Source organism: Mycobacterium sp. 29Ha (assembly GCF_032883055.1).
Classification (GTDB): Bacteria; Actinomycetota; Actinomycetes; order Mycobacteriales; family Mycobacteriaceae; genus Mycobacterium; species Mycobacterium gallinarum.
In genome coordinates, this window is the sequence record NZ_JAMQTI010000021.1 from 81634 (window position 1) to 100326 (window position 18693).

The 18693-nt window shown below is 65.8% G+C and carries 15 protein-coding genes and 2 pseudogenes; 2 read left to right on the forward strand and 15 right to left on the reverse strand.

Annotated elements, in window-relative coordinates:
* Positions 1–2 precede the first annotated feature (2 nt).
* Positions 3–651: pseudogene (locus M1248_RS24185) on the forward strand (flavodoxin family protein).
* On the opposite strand, the gene M1248_RS24190 reads toward M1248_RS24185, so the two are convergent.
* From M1248_RS24190 to metH, 7 genes are all read right to left on the reverse strand, one after another.
* Positions 602–1972: an FAD-containing oxidoreductase gene (locus tag M1248_RS24190; RefSeq protein WP_317149954.1), complete on the reverse strand. Its 1371-nt coding sequence runs from the start codon at positions 1970–1972 to the stop codon at positions 602–604. The pseudogene M1248_RS24185 and the gene M1248_RS24190 sit on opposite strands and share 50 nt — an antisense overlap.
* Before the next feature lie 10 nt (positions 1973–1982).
* Entirely contained in the window at positions 1983–2465 is a 483-nt protein-coding gene (locus M1248_RS24195; RefSeq protein ID WP_163727818.1) for a DUF4126 family protein, read from the reverse strand.
* A gap of 68 nt (positions 2466–2533) precedes the next feature.
* Positions 2534–3379 (reverse strand): ATP phosphoribosyltransferase, encoded by an 846-nt coding sequence (hisG, locus tag M1248_RS24200; protein WP_163737099.1) that lies wholly within the window; start codon positions 3377–3379, stop codon positions 2534–2536.
* Between the two features lie 5 nt (positions 3380–3384).
* A complete protein-coding gene (locus M1248_RS24205) occupies positions 3385–3666 on the reverse strand; it encodes a phosphoribosyl-ATP diphosphatase (protein ID WP_163727815.1) in 282 nt (93 codons plus the stop codon).
* 45 nt (positions 3667–3711) lie between these two features.
* Positions 3712–5187, reverse strand: a complete 1476-nt coding sequence (locus tag M1248_RS24210; RefSeq protein WP_317149955.1) for a sugar porter family MFS transporter — start codon at positions 5185–5187, stop codon at positions 3712–3714.
* Between the two features lie 82 nt (positions 5188–5269).
* Positions 5270–5953, reverse strand: a complete 684-nt coding sequence (locus M1248_RS24215) for an HAD family hydrolase (protein WP_163727809.1) — start codon at positions 5951–5953, stop codon at positions 5270–5272.
* Between the two features lie 248 nt (positions 5954–6201).
* A complete protein-coding gene (metH, locus tag M1248_RS24220; protein ID WP_163727806.1) occupies positions 6202–9969 on the reverse strand; it encodes a methionine synthase in 3768 nt (1255 codons plus the stop codon).
* A gap of 294 nt (positions 9970–10263) precedes the next feature.
* Here metH and M1248_RS24225 point away from each other — a divergent pair, with 294 nt between their 5' ends.
* Positions 10264–11130, forward strand: coding sequence for a PAC2 family protein (locus tag M1248_RS24225; RefSeq protein ID WP_163737097.1), 867 nt, complete (start codon positions 10264–10266; stop codon positions 11128–11130).
* A gap of 40 nt (positions 11131–11170) precedes the next feature.
* Here the strand turns inward: M1248_RS24225 and M1248_RS24230 are convergent.
* The 8 genes and pseudogenes from M1248_RS24230 to M1248_RS24265 form a co-directional block, all read right to left on the reverse strand.
* Positions 11171–12603: pseudogene (locus tag M1248_RS24230) on the reverse strand (DUF1254 domain-containing protein).
* Positions 12603–13478 carry an SDR family oxidoreductase gene (locus M1248_RS24235; protein ID WP_317149956.1) on the reverse strand — a complete coding sequence of 292 codons (876 nt, stop codon included), beginning with the start codon at positions 13476–13478 and terminating at the stop codon, positions 12603–12605. Before M1248_RS24235 ends, M1248_RS24230 begins: the two are co-directional and overlap by 1 nt.
* A 41-nt stretch (positions 13479–13519) precedes the next feature.
* Positions 13520–14758: a cysteine--1-D-myo-inosityl 2-amino-2-deoxy-alpha-D-glucopyranoside ligase gene (gene mshC, locus M1248_RS24240; protein WP_163727800.1), complete on the reverse strand. Its 1239-nt coding sequence runs from the start codon at positions 14756–14758 to the stop codon at positions 13520–13522.
* Between the two features lie 58 nt (positions 14759–14816).
* Positions 14817–15590 (reverse strand): 3'(2'),5'-bisphosphate nucleotidase CysQ, encoded by a 774-nt coding sequence (locus M1248_RS24245; protein WP_163727797.1) that lies wholly within the window; start codon positions 15588–15590, stop codon positions 14817–14819.
* A 74-nt stretch (positions 15591–15664) separates the two neighbouring features.
* On the reverse strand, positions 15665–16510 hold the full coding sequence (locus M1248_RS24250) for an SCO1664 family protein (protein WP_174262225.1): 846 nt from the start codon (positions 16508–16510) through the stop codon (positions 15665–15667).
* Positions 16494–17081: a DUF3090 domain-containing protein gene (locus M1248_RS24255; RefSeq protein ID WP_083123296.1), complete on the reverse strand. Its 588-nt coding sequence runs from the start codon at positions 17079–17081 to the stop codon at positions 16494–16496. Before M1248_RS24255 ends, M1248_RS24250 begins: the two co-directional genes overlap by 17 nt.
* Positions 17082–17138: 57 nt before the next feature.
* Positions 17139–17855, reverse strand: coding sequence for a histidine phosphatase family protein (locus M1248_RS24260; RefSeq protein WP_163727793.1), 717 nt, complete (start codon positions 17853–17855; stop codon positions 17139–17141).
* Positions 17852–18682, reverse strand: a complete 831-nt coding sequence (locus M1248_RS24265; RefSeq protein WP_163737091.1) for an undecaprenyl-diphosphate phosphatase — start codon at positions 18680–18682, stop codon at positions 17852–17854. The genes M1248_RS24260 and M1248_RS24265 overlap by 4 nt, the downstream gene beginning before the upstream one ends.
* Positions 18683–18693 lie beyond the last annotated feature (11 nt).

Genomic DNA, 18693 nt, shown 5'->3' on the forward strand with positions numbered 1-18693 from the left:
CTATGGCACACAACGGTTCTGACATCGCCGCGCCTACGTTGGCGATCGCTTACCACTCCGGATATGGGCACACGGCCACCCTGGCCGACGCTGTCGCCGCCGGAGCCACCGAGGCGGGCGCCGACGTCACGGTGATCCCAGTCGACCGGATGAGCGAAACGGACTGGGGACATCCTGGACTCCTCCGACGGCATCGTCTTCGGCTCGGCGACCTACATGGGCAACGTGTCGGCGGCCTTCCAGGCGTTCGCCGAACAGACCGGGCGCCGCTGCATCGACGGCATCTGGCGGGACAAGGTCGCGGCCGGGTTCACCAACTCAGGCGGCAAGAGCGGCGACAAGCTGAACACGTTGGTGTCGTTGTCGGTATTCGCCGCGCAGCATCACATGCACTGGGTCAACCTGGGTTTGGGACCTGGCTGGAACAGTTCGGCAGGCAGCGAACACGACCTCAACCGCCTGGCGTTCTTTCTCGGCGCGGGCGCGCAGACCGATGTCGATGCGAACTCCGATCAAGTCCATCCCGCCGATGTGCGCACGTGCCGCCATCTCGGTTGGCGGGTCGCGCACGTCACGCGACAGCTCAACGTCGGCCGTGCCGCTAGTCCAGCGGCTGCAAGTCCTGGAGCATCGTCGGCACCAGCTCACTGACGGTGGGATGAATGTGCATCGTGCGCGAGATCGCGGTATAGGGCTTCTTTGCCGTCATGATGTCGAGAATCGAGTGGATGACCTCATCGCCGCCGACCCCGAAGATGGTGGCGCCGAGGATCTGTTCGGTCTCGGCATCGACGACGACCTTCATGAACCCCTGTGTCTCGCCCTTCTCGACGGCGCGGCCGACGCGCGTCATGGGCCGCTTGCCCACCAACGCTTTTCGTCCTGACTTGCGCACCTCGTCGACCGTCAGGCCTGCCCGCCCCAGCGGCGGGTCGATGTAGAGGGCGTAGGTCGTGATCCGGTCGCTCACCCGGCGCGGGTCGTCGTCGAGTAGGTTGGCCGCGACGATCTCGAAGTCGTTGTACGAGGTGTGCGTGAAGGCGCCGCGTCCGTTGCAGTCCCCCATGGCCCAGATGTGTTCGACGTTGGTGCGCAGCTGATCGTCGACGACGATATAGCCACGGCGGTCCGTCTCGACGCCGGCCGCTTCGAGCCCGAGGTCGTCGGTGTTGGGCTGACGCCCGACCGCCATCAGCAGATGGGTGCCTGCGACGGGTTCGGCTCCCTCGCGCGGTGTGACCTCGAAGCCGGTGTTGCGCTTGGTGAACCGAATGTCGCTGGCGTCGACGACGACGTCGATGCCCTCGGCCTGCAGGATCTCCTTGATGGTCGCCGAGACGTCTTCGTCCTCGCGGGAGGTGAGTCGTGGCCCCTTCTCGATGACGGTGACGCGGGCACCGAACCGGCGGTACATCTGTGCGAATTCCAGGGCGATGTAACTTCCCCCGATGACCACCAGATGCTCTGGCACCGTGTCGAGTTCGAGGATTCCGACGTTGGTCATGTAGTCGATGTCGGCGAGCCCGGGCAGGTCGGGCGCCACCGCCCGGCCGCCGACGTTGAGGAAGATCCGGTCCGCTTCCAGGACGCGGTCGTCCACCCGGATGGTGTGTGGGCTCTCGAACCGGGCATGGCCGCGGATCAACGTTGCCCCGTCCATCCCCTCGATCCAGGACTCGACCCCTTCGCGGTCACCGACCACGATTTTGTCCTTGCGCGCCTTCACGGCGGCCATATCCACGCTGATATCGCCTGTGCCGATGCCGTATTCGGCTCCGCGGCGGGCGACGCGGGCGGCGTACGCGCTGGCGACCAGGGTCTTGGTCGGAATGCAGCCTGAGTTGACGCACGTGCCGCCGACGAGCTTGCGTTCGATGACGGCGACCGTGTAACCCGCTTGGGTCAGCCTGCCGGCCAGCGGCGGTCCGGCCTGGCCCGCGCCGACGATGACCGCGTCGAACTTTTCAGTCATCGGCCGCGGTTCAGACGAGGCTGACGAGGAAGGCGACCAGGAAGCCACCGCCGACGGCCACGACGTCCTCGATGAACGCGCCCGGCCGGTCCTTGCCGTTGTTGGCTTCGTAGAGCTTGGTTCTGACCGCCGCGCCGCCCAGCGTGCCCAACACCGCTCCGACGATGCCTGCGCCGATGCAACTGAACGTGTGGAAGAACGCGCTGCCGATCACCGCCCCCGCGAAAGCGCCCATGATGAGTCGGGTGGCGAACTGTGGCGCCGTCTTGCGGCTCGGGGTCTTCGGTAGCTGGTCGGTGACGAGTTCCACCAGCAGGAAGATCGTCAGGACGGTGACGGTGATCGGATGGGCCACCCACTCCGACCACTTGCCGTCGACGTCGATCCAGCCGAGCATGGCCCCCCAAGCGACCACCGCCGGGGCGGTCATCGCCCGCAATCCGGCGATCACGCCGATCAGCAGCGCGAGCAATATGACGAGGACCTGCGTCATGCCAACCTCCGTACCGGTGAAAACGACACCCGGACGCTAACACGCGTGCAGTGCGATGACCTGTTGAATCAGAAGCGGCAGAACCGAATGTCAGACGCCAGAATCGCCTTCGCACCGATCGCGGCGAGTTTGTCCATGATCGCGTTGACGTCGCGCCGTGGCACGAGTGCGCGCACCGCCACCCACGCCGGATCGGCGAGCGGGGCGATGGTGGGCGATTCCAGTCCCGGGGTGACGGCAGCGGCCTCGTCCAGTACCGTGCGCGGGCAGTCGTAGTCGAGCATCAGGTACTGCTGCCCGAACACCACACCCTGTACCCGTGCCGCCAGTTGGTCACGGGCCGCGGAGTTCCCGGCTTCGGCGCCCTCGATCAGCACGGCTTCGGAGTCACACAGCGGATCACCGAACGCCACCAGATCGTGTAGCGCGAGCGTCCGTCCGGATCCGACGACGTCGGCGATGACGTCGGCCACGCCGAGCTGGACTGAAATCTCGACAGCGCCGTCGAGGCGAATAACGGTTGCCTCGATTCCCTTGGCGACGAGGTCTTTTCGTACCAGGTTCGGAAAGGATGTCGCGATCCGCTTGCCCGCCAGGTCGGCGGCGGTCCACTCCCGGCCGATCGGGCCCGCATATCGGAACGTCGAATTGCCGAAGCCGAGCGCCAATCGCTCCCGCACGGGCGCGTCGGAATCGGCGGCCAGGTCGCGACCGGTGATCCCGAAGTCCAGCTGACCCGAACCGACGTAGATCGCGATGTCCTTGGGACGCAAGAAGAAGAACTCGACGTTGTTCGCCCGGTCGATGACGGTCAGGTCCTTCTGGTCCCGCCGCCTGCGATAGCCCGCCTCGGACAGGATCTCGGCGGCGGACTCGCTTAAGGCACCCTTGTTGGGCACCGCGACGCGCAACATGTCGCTCATAGCTTGGAGTAGACGTCGTCGAGGGATAGACCGCGGGAAATCATCAGCACCTGCGTCCAATACAGCAGCTGGCTGATCTCGTCGGCCAGCGCCTCGTCGCTCTCGTGTTCGGCGGCCAGCCACACCTCGCCGGCTTCCTCCAAAATCTTCTTGCCGAGGCCGTGCACGCCGCCATCGAGCGCGGCGACCGTGCCGCTGCCCGCGGGCCGGGTGCGAGCACGCTCGCTCAGTTCGGCGAACAGGGCGTCGAAGGTCTTCACGGGAGGCGATTGTGTCACGGGGCCGCGAGCAAAGTCACGGCAGTTACGCCGCGGTCATCGCGCTCAGGTGGCGGCCTTCGGTGGCGCCTGATGCAGGATCTCGCCGTGCATGTCCTCCAGCGACACGCCCTTGGTCTCCATCACCCATCGCCATACGAAGAGGCCCGACAACACGGCGCACAGGCCGTAGAACCCGTAGGCCAGTCCGAGATGCTCGCGCAACCCGGGGAACGTGACCGTGATGAGCCAGTTGGCGGCCCATTGGCCTGCCGCGGCGATGCCGAGCGCTGCGGCGCGGATGCGGTTGGGGAACATCTCGCCGAGCAGCACCCAGACGACGGGGCCCCACGACATGCCGAACGCCACCACGAACAGGTTGGCCGCGATCAATGCGATCACCCCGGAGGCTCCCGGCAGACTCGGGTTGCCATCGGGGCCGATGGTCGCGTTGGCGAAGATGACGGACATCGTGATGAGCGTGACCGCCATGCCCGACGATCCGATGAGCAGCAGCGGCTTGCGCCCGATCTTGTCGATCAGCGCGATGGCGATCAGCGTTGTCAACACGTTGATGACCGACGTGATCACGGTGTAGACCGCGGACTCGTCGGCGCTGAACCCGACGGCCTGCCACAGCACGTTCGAGTAGTAGAAGATCACGTTGATCCCGACGAACTGCTGGAAGATCGACAAACCGAGGCCAACCCACACGATGCCGTAGATGCCGCCCGTCGGCTTCTTCAGATCGCGCAGCGACGGCTTGTCCTCGCGCTCCAGCGTCTCCCTGATGCGATCGATCGTGATTTCCAGGTTCTTCTCGCCGAGGAGCATGGTCAGCACCCTGCGTGCTTCCGGAATCTTGTGGCTGGCAACGAGATACCGCGGTGACTCGGGAATGGTGAACGCCAACACCCCGTACACGATGGCAGGGACCGCCATTGCGAGGAACATCCAGCGCCACGCGTCGAGCCCGAACCACAGCGCCTCGTTCGGGCCGCCCGCTGCCCACTGCAGCAGCCAGTTGACGACGAACGACGCAAAGATGCCCAACACGATGGCCAGCTGTTGCAAGGACCCCAGTCGGCCGCGGATTCGCGGTGGCGAAGTCTCGGCGATATAGGCCGGCGCGATGACCGAGGCAACGCCGACGCCGATGCCGCCGACGATGCGGAACAGCACGACCGACCACACCTCATGCGCAAAGCCCGTTCCGAAGGCGCTGACCAGGAACAGCACCGCCGCGATCTTCATGACCGCGATGCGGCCGATCCAGTCGGCGATCCGTCCGGCGGTCATGGCTCCTGCCGCGGCCCCCAGCAGCGCCGAGGCCACCGCGAAGCCGAGTTCGGCGTTGCCGATGCCGAAATCCTCTTGGATCGAGTCGACCGCACCGTTGATCACTGCGCTGTCGTAGCCGAACAGCAGCCCTCCCAGCGCGGCGACCGACGCGATTCGGACCGCGGTGCCGCCCGACGAGAAGTCATTGTCGGCGATAGGTAGTGCGGATTCGTCTCCAGCGGGGGCATTGGAGCCTGCCATGTGCGTCCCTTTCGCAGCGTTGCGTGATCCGGGTCACGTGAGTACCCCCGTCTTACCACTGGCAAGCGCGCTGCGGGCGGACTTACGCTGAGCGTTCTCCGATGCCGCGGTTGAGGCGGTCATAGACCTCGCGAAGATCGCCGGCGCCGACCCCGGCCAGCGAACTCACATGCGCCCGGCGCCCTCCTGCGGGCACCTCGACGTCATTGGGTACCACCAGCACCGGGCATCCCGCGCTCTCCGCAGCGGCAGTGCCGGTGACCGAGTCTTCGACCGCCAGGCACGCTGACGGCTCCAGCCCGAGCAGCGTGGCCGCTCGCCGATAGGCGTCCGGGGCAGGCTTGCCCCTCGGCACTTCGTCGCCGCAGACCGACACCGAAAAGTAGTGTTTACCAATGCTGTTGAGAGCGCGCTCGGTCAGCTGTCGCTGGGTGTTGGTGACCAGAGCCATCGGAATGCGTTCGGCAGCAAGGGCTTCCAGTAGTTCGTGCGCGCCGTCGCACCACGGCAGCCCGCCGTCGAACAACTCTCCGGTGTAGTCGTGCAGCCAGCGGATGGATTCGGCCATCGCGTCCGGATCGAGGGCGAGACCGAGGTCGGTGTAGACCGTCTGGATCGTGTCCTCCGCCGAGCCGCCCACCAGCGATGCCCGCACCTCGGGTGTCATGATGCCGCCGTGGCGTTCGTACAGCGCCGTCAGTGAAATGTCCCAGAGTTTTTCGGAGTCGACGAGGGTCCCATCCATGTCGAACAGCACCGCACGCATGTTTCGAATTCTGTCATGGGTGACACGAACGGTGAAATTCATGAGAATTCTTGTGACCGGGGCAACAGGAAGCATCGGTCGCCGCGTCGTGGACCATCTGATCAGCTAGGGCGCCAACGATATTCGTGCCCTTACCGGGTAGCCTGAGTGCCCATCGCTTTCTACGTTTCGCAGAGAAAATGCGAGAAGCCCTCTGCGGAAAGTGGATAGCGATGTCAGCGGCCGAGAAGTGCTCGACGAGCCAGGGCTCAGTCCTCTGGGTTGTAGCCCAGGTTGGGAGCCAGCCAACGCTCGGCCTCCTTCAAGGTCCAGCCCTTACGTTTCGCGTAGTCGGCGACCTGATCCTGAGCCAACCGGCCGACCACGAAATACTGCGACTGCGGATGCGAGAAATACCAGCCGCTGACGGCGGCACCGGGCCACATCGCCATCGACTCCGTCAGCTCGATGCCCGTCCGTTCCTTGACGTCCATCAGCTCCCACAGCGTCGCCTTCTCGGTGTGCTCCGGGCAGGCGGGATAGCCGGGGGCGGGGCGAATTCCCACGTATTTCTCGGCGATGAGTGCGTCGTTGTCCAGCTCCTCGTCCGGCTGGAACCCCCAGAACTCCTTACGGACGCGCTGGTGCATGCGTTCGGCGAAGGCTTCTGCCAGTCGGTCGGCGAGCGACTCCAGCAGGATCGCGCTGTAGTCGTCGAGGGCCGCCTTGAACTCCGCGATCTTCTCCTGGCCGCCGAGCCCCGAGGTGACGGCGAAGGCACCGATGTAGTCCCGGAGACCCGATTCTTTCGGGGCGACGAAGTCCCCCAGCGATTTGTTCGGGACGCCGTCGCGATGCGCGCCCTGCTGTCGAAGGTTGCGCAACGTGGTGAGCACCTCGGTGCGGGTGTCGTCGGTGTACACCTCGATGTCGTCGCCCACGGCGTTCGCCGGAAAGAACCCGATCACCCCGTTGGCGGTCAGCCATTTCTCCTTGATCAAGGTGTCGAGCATCTGCTGGGCATCGTCGTAGAGCTTGCGGGCGGTCTCGCCCGACGCCGGGTTGTTGAGGATGTCGGGGAACCTGCCCTTCATCTCCCAGGCGTTGAAGAACGGCTGCCAGTCGATCAACTCGCGTAGCTCGGCGAGGTCGTAGTCGCAGAACTCCCGAACGCCGAGGCCCTGAGCGGGCACCGGCGGCGTGTAGCCGTCCCACTCGATCGGCGTCCGGTTGGCGCGCGCCTTTTCCAGCGTCAGCATCGGCCGCTCGTTCTTCTGGGCGTGCCGTTCGCGCAGGGAGGCGTAGTCGGCCTCGGTGGCCTCCAGCAGAGCCGGACGCTGCTTGTCGTCAAGGAGGGCCGCGGCGACCGGCACCGAGCGGGACGCGTCCTTGACCCAGACCACCGGCCCGTTGCGACGCGGCGCCACCTTCACCGCCGTATGGGCGCGGGAGGTGGTCGCGCCGCCGATCAGCAGCGGGATCTCCAGCCCCTCGCGTTCCATCTCGACGGCGAAGTTGACCATCTCGTCCAACGACGGAGTGATCAGGCCGGACAAGCCGATGATGTCGGCGTCGTGCTCCTTCGCCGCATCCAGGATCTTCTGGGCAGGCACCATCACACCGAGATCGATCACTTCGAAGTTGTTGCACTGCAGCACGACTCCGACGATGTTCTTGCCGATGTCGTGGACGTCGCCCTTCACGGTCGCCATGATGATCGTGCCGTTGGTGTCCTTGGTGCCGGTGGTCCCGGCCTCCTCTTTCTCCGCCTCGATGAACGGCAGCAGATAGGCGACGGCCTTCTTCATCACCCGCGCCGACTTCACGACCTGCGGCAGGAACATCTTGCCCGAGCCGAAAAGGTCACCCACGACGTTCATGCCGTCCATCAGCGGGCCCTCGATCACCTCGATAGGGCGGCCACCCGCGGCGGCGATCTCGGCGCGCAACTCCTCGGTGTCGTCGTCGACGTGGGCATCGATGCCCTTGACCAGAGCGTGCGTGATCCGCTCGCGCACCGGCAGACTGCGCCACTCGGCGGCGGTCTTATCGTCGCCTTCGCCCGAGTTCTTCGTGTTGAACCGCTCGGCGATCTCGAGCAGCCGCTCGGCCGCGTCCTCGCGACGGTTCAGGACCACGTCCTCGATACGGTCCCGCAGTTCGGGGTCGATCGAGTCGTAGGGCACCAGCGCGCCGGCGTTGACGATGCCCATGTCCAGGCCGGCTTTGATGGCGTGGAACAGGAACACCGCGTGAATGGCCTCGCGCACGGGGTTGTTGCCGCGAAACGAGAACGACACGTTCGAGATGCCGCCCGAGATGTGCACCCCGGGGAGGTTCTCCTTGATCCAGGCGCAGGCCTCGATGAAGTCGATCCCGTAGGTCGCGTGCTCCTCGATGCCGGTCGCCAGCGCGAAGCAGTTCGGGTCGAAGATGATGTCCTCGGGCGGGAACCCGACCTCTTCGGTCAGGATCCGGTAGGCGCGCCCGCAGATCTCCTTGCGGCGCTCCAGGTTGTCGGCCTGACCCTGCTCGTCGAAGGCCATCACGACGACGGCGGCGCCGTACTTGCGGCACAGCCGTGCCTCGCGGATGAACTTCTCCTCGCCCTCCTTCATGGAGATCGAGTTGACGATCGGCTTGCCCTGAACGTTCTTCAGGCCCGCCTCGATGACCTCCCACTTGGAGGAGTCGATCATCACCGGGACCCGGCTGATGTCCGGCTCGGCCGCGATCAGCTTGGTGAACCGGTCCATCGCGGCGACGCCGTCGATCATGCCCTCGTCCATGTTGATGTCGATGACCTGTGCACCGACCTCGACCTGCTGCAGGGCGACCGATAGCGCGGTGTCGTAGTCCTCGGCCTTGATCAAGTTGCGGAACCGGGCGGAGCCGGTGATGTTGGTGCGCTCACCGATGTTCACGAACAGGGAGTCTTCGGTGATGTTGAGGGGTTCGAGCCCCGAAAGCCGGGTAGCCGCCGGGATCTCGGGCAACTCGCGGGGCGGTTTGCCCTCGACGACCTTGGCGATCTCGGCGATGTGCGGCGGCGCCGTCCCGCAGCAACCACCGACCAGGTTGACAAGACCAGCCTCGGCGAAGTCGGCGATGTAGCCGGCCTGCCGTTCCGGAGACTCGTCGTATTCGCCGAATGCGTTGGGCAGTCCCGCGTTCGGGTAGCAGGAGACGAAGGTGTCCGCGATCCGCGACATCTCGGCGATGTAGGGCCTCATCTCCGGTGCCCCCAGGGCACAGTTGAGGCCGACCGCGATGGGCTTGGCGTGTCTGATCGCGTTCCAGAATGCTTCGGTGACCTGACCGGACAACGTCCGCCCTGACGCGTCGGTGATGGTGCCCGAGATGATCACCGGCCAACGGCGCCCGCGCTCCTCGAACAGCGTCTCGACGGCGAACACCGCCGCCTTGGAATTCAGCGAGTCGAAGATCGTCTCGATGATGAGGATATCGACACCGCCGTCCACCAGGCCGTTGGCAGCTTCGAGGTAGGCCGCGACCAGCTGGTCGTAGGAGACGTTGCGGGCTCCCGGATCGTTGACGTCCGGTGAGATCGACGCCGTGCGTGTCGTGGGCCCCAGGGCGCCCGCGACATAGCGTGGCTTTTCCGGGGTGCTGAACTCGTCGGCGGCTTTGCGGGCCAGCGCGGCGCCCGCGTAGTTCAGCTCGTAGCTCAGGTCGGCCATGTCGTAGTCGGCGAGCGAGACCGCGTTCGCGTTGAACGTGTTGGTCTCCAGGATGTCGGCGCCCGCTTCGAGGTACTCGCGGTGGATTCCCTCGATGATCTGGGGCTGCGTCAGGTTGAGCAGGTCGTTGTTGCCCTGAAGCGCAGTCGGCCATTCCGTGAACCGGTCGCCGCGGTAGCCGGCCTCGTCCGGCCGGTCCCGCTGGATCGCCGTCCCCATCGCGCCGTCGATGACCATGATCCGCTGGCGCAGAGCAGCCGTGAGTTCTTCGGTGCAGTCGGGGCGGACGTTCGGCGTGAAGGTCTTCGACTCGGAGACGCTTTCCGGGGCGGCCACAATGCACTCCTTCCGTAACGGAAGGCGTCCTTGACTTCGCCGAGCGTGGCGGAATCCGGCAATGACCCGGAACCGTTGCAACGCCTCTCGACCAGAAAAGTCTACGCCGTCACCCAATCGACGTCTGGACGCCCAACTCATCGCCGTGGTCGGCAGCTCGTGGAGCTTATGGCGATGGCCTAAGTATCAACATTAACCAGATTGCCGTCCAGCGTATTTCGCCTCGACGGGCCGCCGCCGATTCAGCCCGTGTGGCGATGCCGCTCCAAGCCACCACACAGGGCTTACGCTGGCCTGGTGACGCCGAACCTGCCCGACTTGAGCGACACAATCGTCGTCGCGGCCTTCGAGGGCTGGAACGATGCCGGGGATGCCGCGAGCGATGCGCTGGAGCACCTGGACGCGATCTGGGAAGCCGAGCCGATTGTGGAGATCGACGACGAGGCGTACTACGACTACCAGGTCAACCGGCCGGTGATCCGGCAGGTCGATGGGGTGACCCGCGAGCTGGTGTGGCCGTCGATGCGAATTTCGCACTGCCGTCCGCCCGGCTCGGACCGCGACATCGTGCTGATGCATGGCGTCGAGCCCAATATGCGCTGGCGCACGTTCTGCGCCGAGTTGCTGGCGATCGCGGACAAGCTCAACGTGCAGACAGTCGTCATCCTCGGCGCGCTGCTGGCCGACACCCCACACACGCGCCCGGTTCCGGTGTCGGGAGCGGCCTACTCCCCCGACTCGGCGAAGGCGTTCGGCCTCGAGGAGACGCGCTATGAGGGGCCGACGGGCATCGCCGGGGTGTTCCAGGACGCCTGTGTGCAGGCCGGCATTCCCGCGGTGACGTTCTGGGCCGCCGTCCCGCACTACGTGTCGCAGCCGCCGAACCCCAAGGCCACCGTCGCGCTGTTGCGCCGCGTCGAGGACGTCCTGGACATCGAGGTGCCACTCGCCGACCTGCCGACGCAGGCCGAGGAATGGGAATTGGCGGTGACCGAAATGACCTCCGAGGATGACGACATCGCCGAATACGTGCAGTCGCTGGAAGAACGCGGCGACGCGGAAGTCGACATGCACGAGGCGATCGGCAAGATCGACGGCGACGCCCTTGCCGCCGAGTTCGAGCGCTATCTGCGCCGTCGCGGGCCGGGTTTTCGGGGTTGATCTCCGGTGAGGTCAGAACCTGATTTCGGCGGTGGGTGGGTCAGGTCTTCACGGGTTGTGGCGGTTTCCAGGTTCCGTTGAGCGCATCGGGCTTCGGCCAGTACAACCGCAGCACCATCTGGAACGGGCCCTGGGGCGCCGGTAGCCAATTGGCTTCCTTCTCGATTCCCGGCGACGAGTTCTGGATGTAAATCGTGTAGCCGCCGTCGGCGTCGGGCACGAGGCTGGGCAGCATCGGCGAGTTGATCAGATAGCGCTTCATCGGGTTCTCGACCAGCAGGCTCTGTGGAAGCTCGTACATGGTCAACGACCAGAATGCGTTGACCGGCGGCAGCTGATCCTTGGCGAACCGGTAGGTGTAGTTGTTGGCTCCGGTCAACGGCGCACCCGTGGAGTCGTTGAACGCACCCACATAGATCGCCTCGTCCTTGGAGTTGCCGTAGATACCGACCACCGCGGCGGCCATCCGATACAGATAGTTCGTGCCAATCGTTTCCCGGTTGCCGGTGATGTCACCCGATGTCACTTGGCCGGTATCCAGCTTGTCCTTCTTGAAAGTGTCGAATTCGGCCCAGGCGTCGGCCATTCCGCCCTCGATCGCCGATCTCGTCTCCGGCGTCATCTTGTCGGCGTCGAAACTGCCGTCGGGTCCGATCCCGATGGTGGCGAACCGGGCGCGCAACTCCTGCTCAGACGGCGGCGTCGGCGCGAATCCAAGCAGGAAATTCAGGATCTCGAAGAACTGCGGCGAGGTCTTCTGCTGATCGCGGGTCAGGGGCGGCACGAAGTCGATCGGCGGGGCAGGCGCGGGTGATGGTTGGTTGAGGAACACCGACAGTGGCGCCACCTGGTAGCCGGCCTGGATCTTCTTGACCTGGTCGATGTCGGACGGGCCGAACAGTTGAGTGCGGTAGAGCACCATGGCGAGATCGGTGTCGGATCTGATCACCTCGTTGATGCCCTCGGGCTTCTCGCCCTGCCAGTTCGGGCCTACCAGAAGGTATTTCCCTCCGCCGTTACCCGTCGTTCGGCTCCCTACGTAGGCGATGTTGTAGGTGTAGAGATCGTGAACTGAAGAGAGTAATAGCGGTCCTGCTCGATGGGAGGAACCGTGAGCACCAGTGGTTCGGCGCGCAGGTCGGCGCCGACGGCGGAGTACGGTGTGTCGGAGTTCGGCGTTTGGATCGCCTTGTCCGCAGGCGTGTAAACCTGTGCGCTGTTGTGTATTTCGTTCCAACCGCCCTTGTACTCAGGATCCTCCTTGTTGACGAAATAGGAGTACATCACCCGGTAGTTGTCGACCATCGGGAAGCCGTAGATGTAGGCCTCCTTGGCGATCGCACGGGTCTGCTCGGGTGTAACGGTGGCCGGCGCCGGTGGCGGAGTCGACGTCGCGGCCTCCTCGTCCTTTTTCGTGCTACAGCCCACCAACAGCATCAGCGATGCGACGACGATTGCGAGGTAACGCAGCACTACTTCTCCAATGCCTCGGTACGTGCACTGAAACTCCGGCCGAGCGCCGCGACTTCAGCATCCATCTTCGGTAACAGCTCCGGAACATGCTTCAGGGTGAGCGGTTCGCCCAGCCGGGACGAGAGCAGTGGTTTCAACCAGCGCAACAGGCCGACGAAGCGGGGACAGTTGATCTGGCGCTTGCGCGCCTCGATGCCCGCCACGAAGATTTCACCGCACTTCTCGATCGATGTGGTCTTACCCAACGGGCCGGGCAGTCTGCGCAGCATCTCCCGGAACGCCTCCGAGTCGGCCTTGCCCTCGCGCACCAGAGGGGTGTCGATCCACAACATGTGTGCCGACCCGACGGCGACCCCAAGATGTGCGACCTCCAACCGCAGCGCATTGGCGAAGTGCTCGACGCCGGCCTTGGAAGTGTCATAGGGCACCATGCCCGCGGCAGCGGCGTACGCGGCCGCCGACGACACGATCAGGACGTAGCCGCGTCGCTCGATCACCGACGGCAGCGCCGCGCGCACCGTGTTGAACACCCCGACGACGTTCACATCGATCAGGGTCTTGAACGCATCCGGATCGACGGCGAGCAGGGATCCGACGGTCGAGATTCCCGCATTGGCCATTGCGACGTCGATCCCGCCGAACCGCTCCACGCCCGCGGCGACGGCGGCTTGCATGGCGGCCAGATCGCGCACGTCGGCGACAGCCGTCAGCACCCGATCGCCGCCCAACCGGGCCGCCACGCCTTCGAGAAGGTCTTTGTCCAGGTCGGTCAGTACCAGCTTGGCGCCTTTGTCGTGCAGGCGTCGGGCCACCTCCGCGCCGATGCCGTTGGCGCCACCGGTGATGAGGACGACTTTTCCGTTGACTGAACTCATGTCGGTCAAACGTACTCTGCGCTGCGCCGCGTTTGGCGGGCCTACAGCTTTATACCGAGCAGCGTGTCGACGGCATCGGCCACAACCTGCGGCGCCTGCGGGTCGTGACCGCCGTAGGTAAGCGCGTCGGTCGTCCAGCCATCAAGTGCGGCAAGGGCTTTCGGGGTGTCGAGATCGTCAGCCAGATAGCGTCGAACCCGGGCCACCACGTCGGCGGCGTCGGGCCCCGCGGGCTGGGCCACCGCGCGTCGCCAGCGCTGCAACCGGTCATTCGCCTCGTCGAGCACCGCAGGACTCCAGAAGCGATCGGTGCGGTAATGACCCGCGAACAGCCCAAGTCGGATCGCCCCGGGATCGACGCCGTCTGCGCGCAACTGGGACACCAAGACCAGGTTGCCCCGGCTCTTGCTCATCTTGTGCCCATCCCACCCGATCATGCCTGCGTGCACGTAATGACGGGCGAATCGCCGCTCCCCCGTGACGGATTCGGCGTGCGCGGCGGAGAATTCGTGGTGAGGGAAGATCAGATCGGAACCACCACCCTGGATGTCCAGGTCGGTGCCAATGCGGCTCAGCGCGATCGCGGCGCATTCAACGTGCCAGCCCGGCCGTCCGGCGCCGAACGGCGACGGCCAGCTCGGCTCGCCGGGCCGCTGCGCCCGCCATAACAGCGCGTCCAGCGCGTCGCCCTTACCCGCGCGATCCGGGTCGCCGCCGCGTTCGGCGAACAACCGCATCATGGTGTCGCGGTCGTATCCCGACTCGTAGCCGAACTGCGGTGTGGCGTCGGCGCGGAAGTAGACGTCGGGGTGCTCGGCGTCATCGGCGACGTAGGCCGTGCCCGCGGCCAACAGCTTCTCGACCACTTCGATGACCTCGGCGATCGCCTCCGTGGCGGCCACATACTCGTGTGGCGGTAGTACCCGCAGCGCCGCCATGTCCTCGCGGAACAGCTCGGTCTCGCGGTCGGCCAGCTCGCGCCAGCCGATGCCGTCGCGCTCGGCCCGCTCGAACAACGGGTCATCGATGTCGGTGATGTTCTGCACGTAGTGCACCTGATGACCCGAATCCAGCCACACCCGGTGGACGAGGTCGAACGTCAGGTAGGTGGCTGCGTGGCCCAGGTGGGTGGCGTCGTACGGGGTGATGCCGCAGACGTACATGGTGGCGACTTCGCCGGCGGTGACGGGGCGCACCTGCCGGTCGGCGCTGTCGTAGAGCCGTAGCTGCGGACCGCGGCCGTTAAGGACCGGGACGGTCGGCGCGGGCCACGAATTCATAGCGTCGACTCTAGGCATCACGGAATTGGACACCGCGTGCGGCCGATTCATTCCCGCCTCAGCGGTTGCGGTAGGCCGACAGGATGCCTTCGAGCAGCACATCGGCCAACTCGGCCCGGCACATCAGCAGGTCAGGCAGGTACGGGTCGGCCCGGTTGTAGATCAGCGGCGAGCCGTCGAGGCGGGTCGCGTGCATGCCGGCCGCCGCCACCACGCCGGCGGGTGCCGCCGAATCCCACTCCCACTGACCGCCGGCGTGCAGGTATGCGTCGACGTCACCGCGGACCACGGCCATGGCCTTGGCGCCTGCCGACCCAATCCGCACCAGCCTGATGTCGAGCCGGTCCCGTAGCCACCACAGCACCGGTGGTGGACGGTTGGCGCTGGCCGTGATGAGGATCGGCCCCTCGGCACGGGGCGGCGGAGGGACCACCGTGTCGGTCCGGTACACCTCGCCGCGGGCGGGCAGGGCGACCGCGGCGTCGGTGATGCCGCCGCCGTTCGGGCCGTCGTTGCGTTGCCACAGTGCGATGTGCACGGCCCAGTCGGTTCGGCCGGGCATCGAGAACTCGTGGGTGCCGTCGACGGGGTCGACGATCCAGACGCGTTCGGCTTGAACACGGGAAATGTCGTCGGCCGCCTCTTCGGACAGCACCGCGTCGTCGGGACGCTCGGCCCGCAGCCGGTTGAGGATCAAGGTGTTGGCGCGCCTATCGCCCTCGTCGCCCAGTTCGTAGGGATCGTAAAAGCCGATCTCCTCACGCACCCCCAGCAGCATCTCGCCGGCGTCCTTGGCTACCTCGGCAGCAAGCGCCGCATCGGTCGCACTCACCGGCTCAGTAGATCATGAAGGTTCGACTCGGCACCGCGTTGGAATCCTCAGACTCGTCGCACGCGCCGGGTGGACTAGAACGCCGGCCACGGTATCGGGCGCCGTCGGTCCGGGGTGGGCATCACCGGATCATCAATCAGTGCAACAGTTCTCGCTTTCAGGGCGGCGATCTCACGTTCGGTGATGTGCGCACAGAGTGTGTCCGCCAAGCCATTGGCCAGCTGGTCACGCAGAGCGGCGACGGCTTCCAGGCTCTCTTCATCCACCGGCTTGCCCGCCCAGCCCCACAGCACCGTTCGGAGCTTGTCCTCGACGTGCAGGCTGACGCCGTGGTCGACGCCGTACACATGCCCGTCGACTCCGGACAGGATGTGGCCGCCCTTGCGGTCGGCGTTGTTGATCAGCACGTCGAAGATGGCCATCCGGCGTAGCCGGATGTCGTCGGCGTGCACCAGCGTCACCTCGTCGCCTGCGTAGTCGTAGGCCTGCAGGATCGGCAGGAAGCCCGGCGGAATCTGCCCGGCGGGCAACAGGTCGACGAGGTCCGGTCCCGCTTCGGGTTCATCGCCGACCTCTCCGAGGCTCTCGCCTGGTTGGTCGACCCAGAGCTGCAACATGCCCGGCCCGGCGGGGCCATCTCGAATAATGGTGTACGGCACGATGTTCCACCCCAGCGCGTCCGACACGAGGTACGCGCCGAGTTCGCGACCGGCCAGCGTCCCGTCCGGAAAGTCCCAAAGGGGCGCCTCCCCCTTGATCGGCTTGTAGACGCAATGCGCTTGCCGCTCATTGAGATGCGCCTCGCACAGGAAGGTGGCGTTGCTTGCGGAGCGGATGCGTCCGATGACGGTCAGCTCACCGCGCCGCAGCACCTCGTTGGCTTCACGAGCGGAGTCCGATCCGCTACTCGACGGCGTCATCGTCGGAACCGGTGATGGCGCCACGCAGATAACCGTTGGTGCGTACGCAGATGTGGCCCTCGGGATCGAGCGGTTCGTCGCACAGCGGGCATGGCGGACGGCCCGCCGAGATGACCCGGTTGGAGCGCGTCGCGAACTGACGCGCGGATTCCGGCGTCAGGAAGACCCGCACCGCATCGGGGCCGTCTTCCGCGTCGTCGAGCACCACGGACGCGTCGAACTCGGTCTCGGACACCGCGAGCAGTTCGACGACGACGGTCTGCGCCTCGGAGTCCCAGCCGAGCCCCATGGTCCCGACCCGGAATTCGGCGTCCACCGGGGTGATCAGCGGACTCAGGTCGTCCACCTCGCCGGTCTCGGGCGGCACCGGCGTGCCGAATCGCCGGTTGATCTCGAGCAGCAACGCGGCGATACGTTCGGCGAGCACCGCAACCTGCTGCTTCTCCAGGATCACCGACACCACCCGCTTGTCGTGAACGGCCTGCAGGTAGAAGGTCCGGTTTCCCGGTTGCCCAACGGTCCCGGCCACGAAGCGGTCGGGTGTTCGGAAGACGTGAATAGCGCGGGCCATGGCATCTCCAAAATACCGGTAACGGCCGCGTCAGCCGCAATCCCGGGGGTTCACCGGTCAGTCGGTCGAGCCACCCACGACCGCGTCTTCGGGTGGCACCTCACCGTCCTTGGACGCCTCCTGGGCCCCGTCCTTCGGCGGTTTTGCCAGCAGGCCGGCGGTCAGTTGATCACCGGTGTGGTTGACGTGGATGACGAACGGACGCATCGCCGTGTAACGGATCACACTCATCGAGGCGGGGTCCGCGGTGATCCGCTGGAAGCTGTCGAGATGCGTTCCCAGCGCGTCGGCGACGACGGCCTTGATCACGTCGCCGTGCGTACAGGCGATCCACAACACGTCACCGTCGTGCTGTTCGGCCAGCCGCCGGTCGTGCTCTCGTACCGCGCCCACAGCGCGCGCCTGGACCGCGGCGAGTCCTTCGCCGTCTGGGAACACCGCCGCGCTGGGCTGCTGCTGCACAACCGCCCACAGCGGCTCCTTGACCAATTCGCCGATCTTGCGCCCCGTCCACGCGCCGTAGTCGACCTCGGAGATGCGCTCGTCGACGACGGGATCGAGGCCCAGCACGGCAGCCAGCGGCGCGACAGTGCGTTCGCACCGCAGCAGCGGTGATCGCACGATCGCGCGGACCGGCAGAGTGCCGATGCGCGCAATCAGACCTTCAGCCTGTTCCTGGCCCTTTTCATCGAGGTCGACACCCTCGCTGCGGCCGGCGAGGGTGTGGGCGGTGTTCGAGGTCGACCGCCCGTGGCGCAGCAGGATGACCGTCATACCGCCGACACCACCCCGGTGCCGAGCAGGATCAGCACGACGGTGCCGAGCAGCACGCGGTATCCGACGAACCAGTACATGCTGTGTCGGATGAGGAAGCGCAGGAACCAGGCGACGGCGGCATAGCCGACGACCAACGCAATCACCGTCGCGACCAACAGCTGTGGGCCGGTGGCGCTCATTCCCTCGCCGACCGGATGAAACGCGTCGGGTAGCGAGTACAGGCCCGACGCGAACACCGCTGGGATGGCGAGCAGGAAGCCGAAGCGTGCGGCGAGTTCACGGTCCATGCCGAGGAACAGGCCGGCGCTGATCGTTGCGCCGGATCTCGACACACCCGGAATCAGGGCAAGGCACTGCGCGAGGCCGACGATGATGCTGTCCTTCCACGTGAGCTGTTCGACTTGTCGCGCTTGACGGCCGTAGTATTCCGCCGCGGCGATGACCGCCGAGAACACGATCAACGCTATCGCGATCAACCACAGATTGCGTGCGCCCGTTCGGATTTGGTCTTTGAACAGTAGGCCGAGCACGCTGATCGGGATCGTTCCGATGATGACCCACCAGCCCAGCCAGTAGTCGGCGGTGCGGTGGGCGGTCACGAAGAGGCCGTTGAACCACGCCTTGATGATGCGGGCGATGTCACGTGCGAAGTAGATGAGCACCGCCACCTCGGTGCCGAGCTGGGTGACCGCGGTGAACGAGGCGCCGGCGTCGTCGGTGAAGAAGACCCGCGACGCGATCGCCAGGTGTCCGGACGACGACACCGGCAGGAACTCCGTCAGGCCCTGCAGGATCGCGAGAACGATCACCTGGACCCACGACATCGCCGCTACGT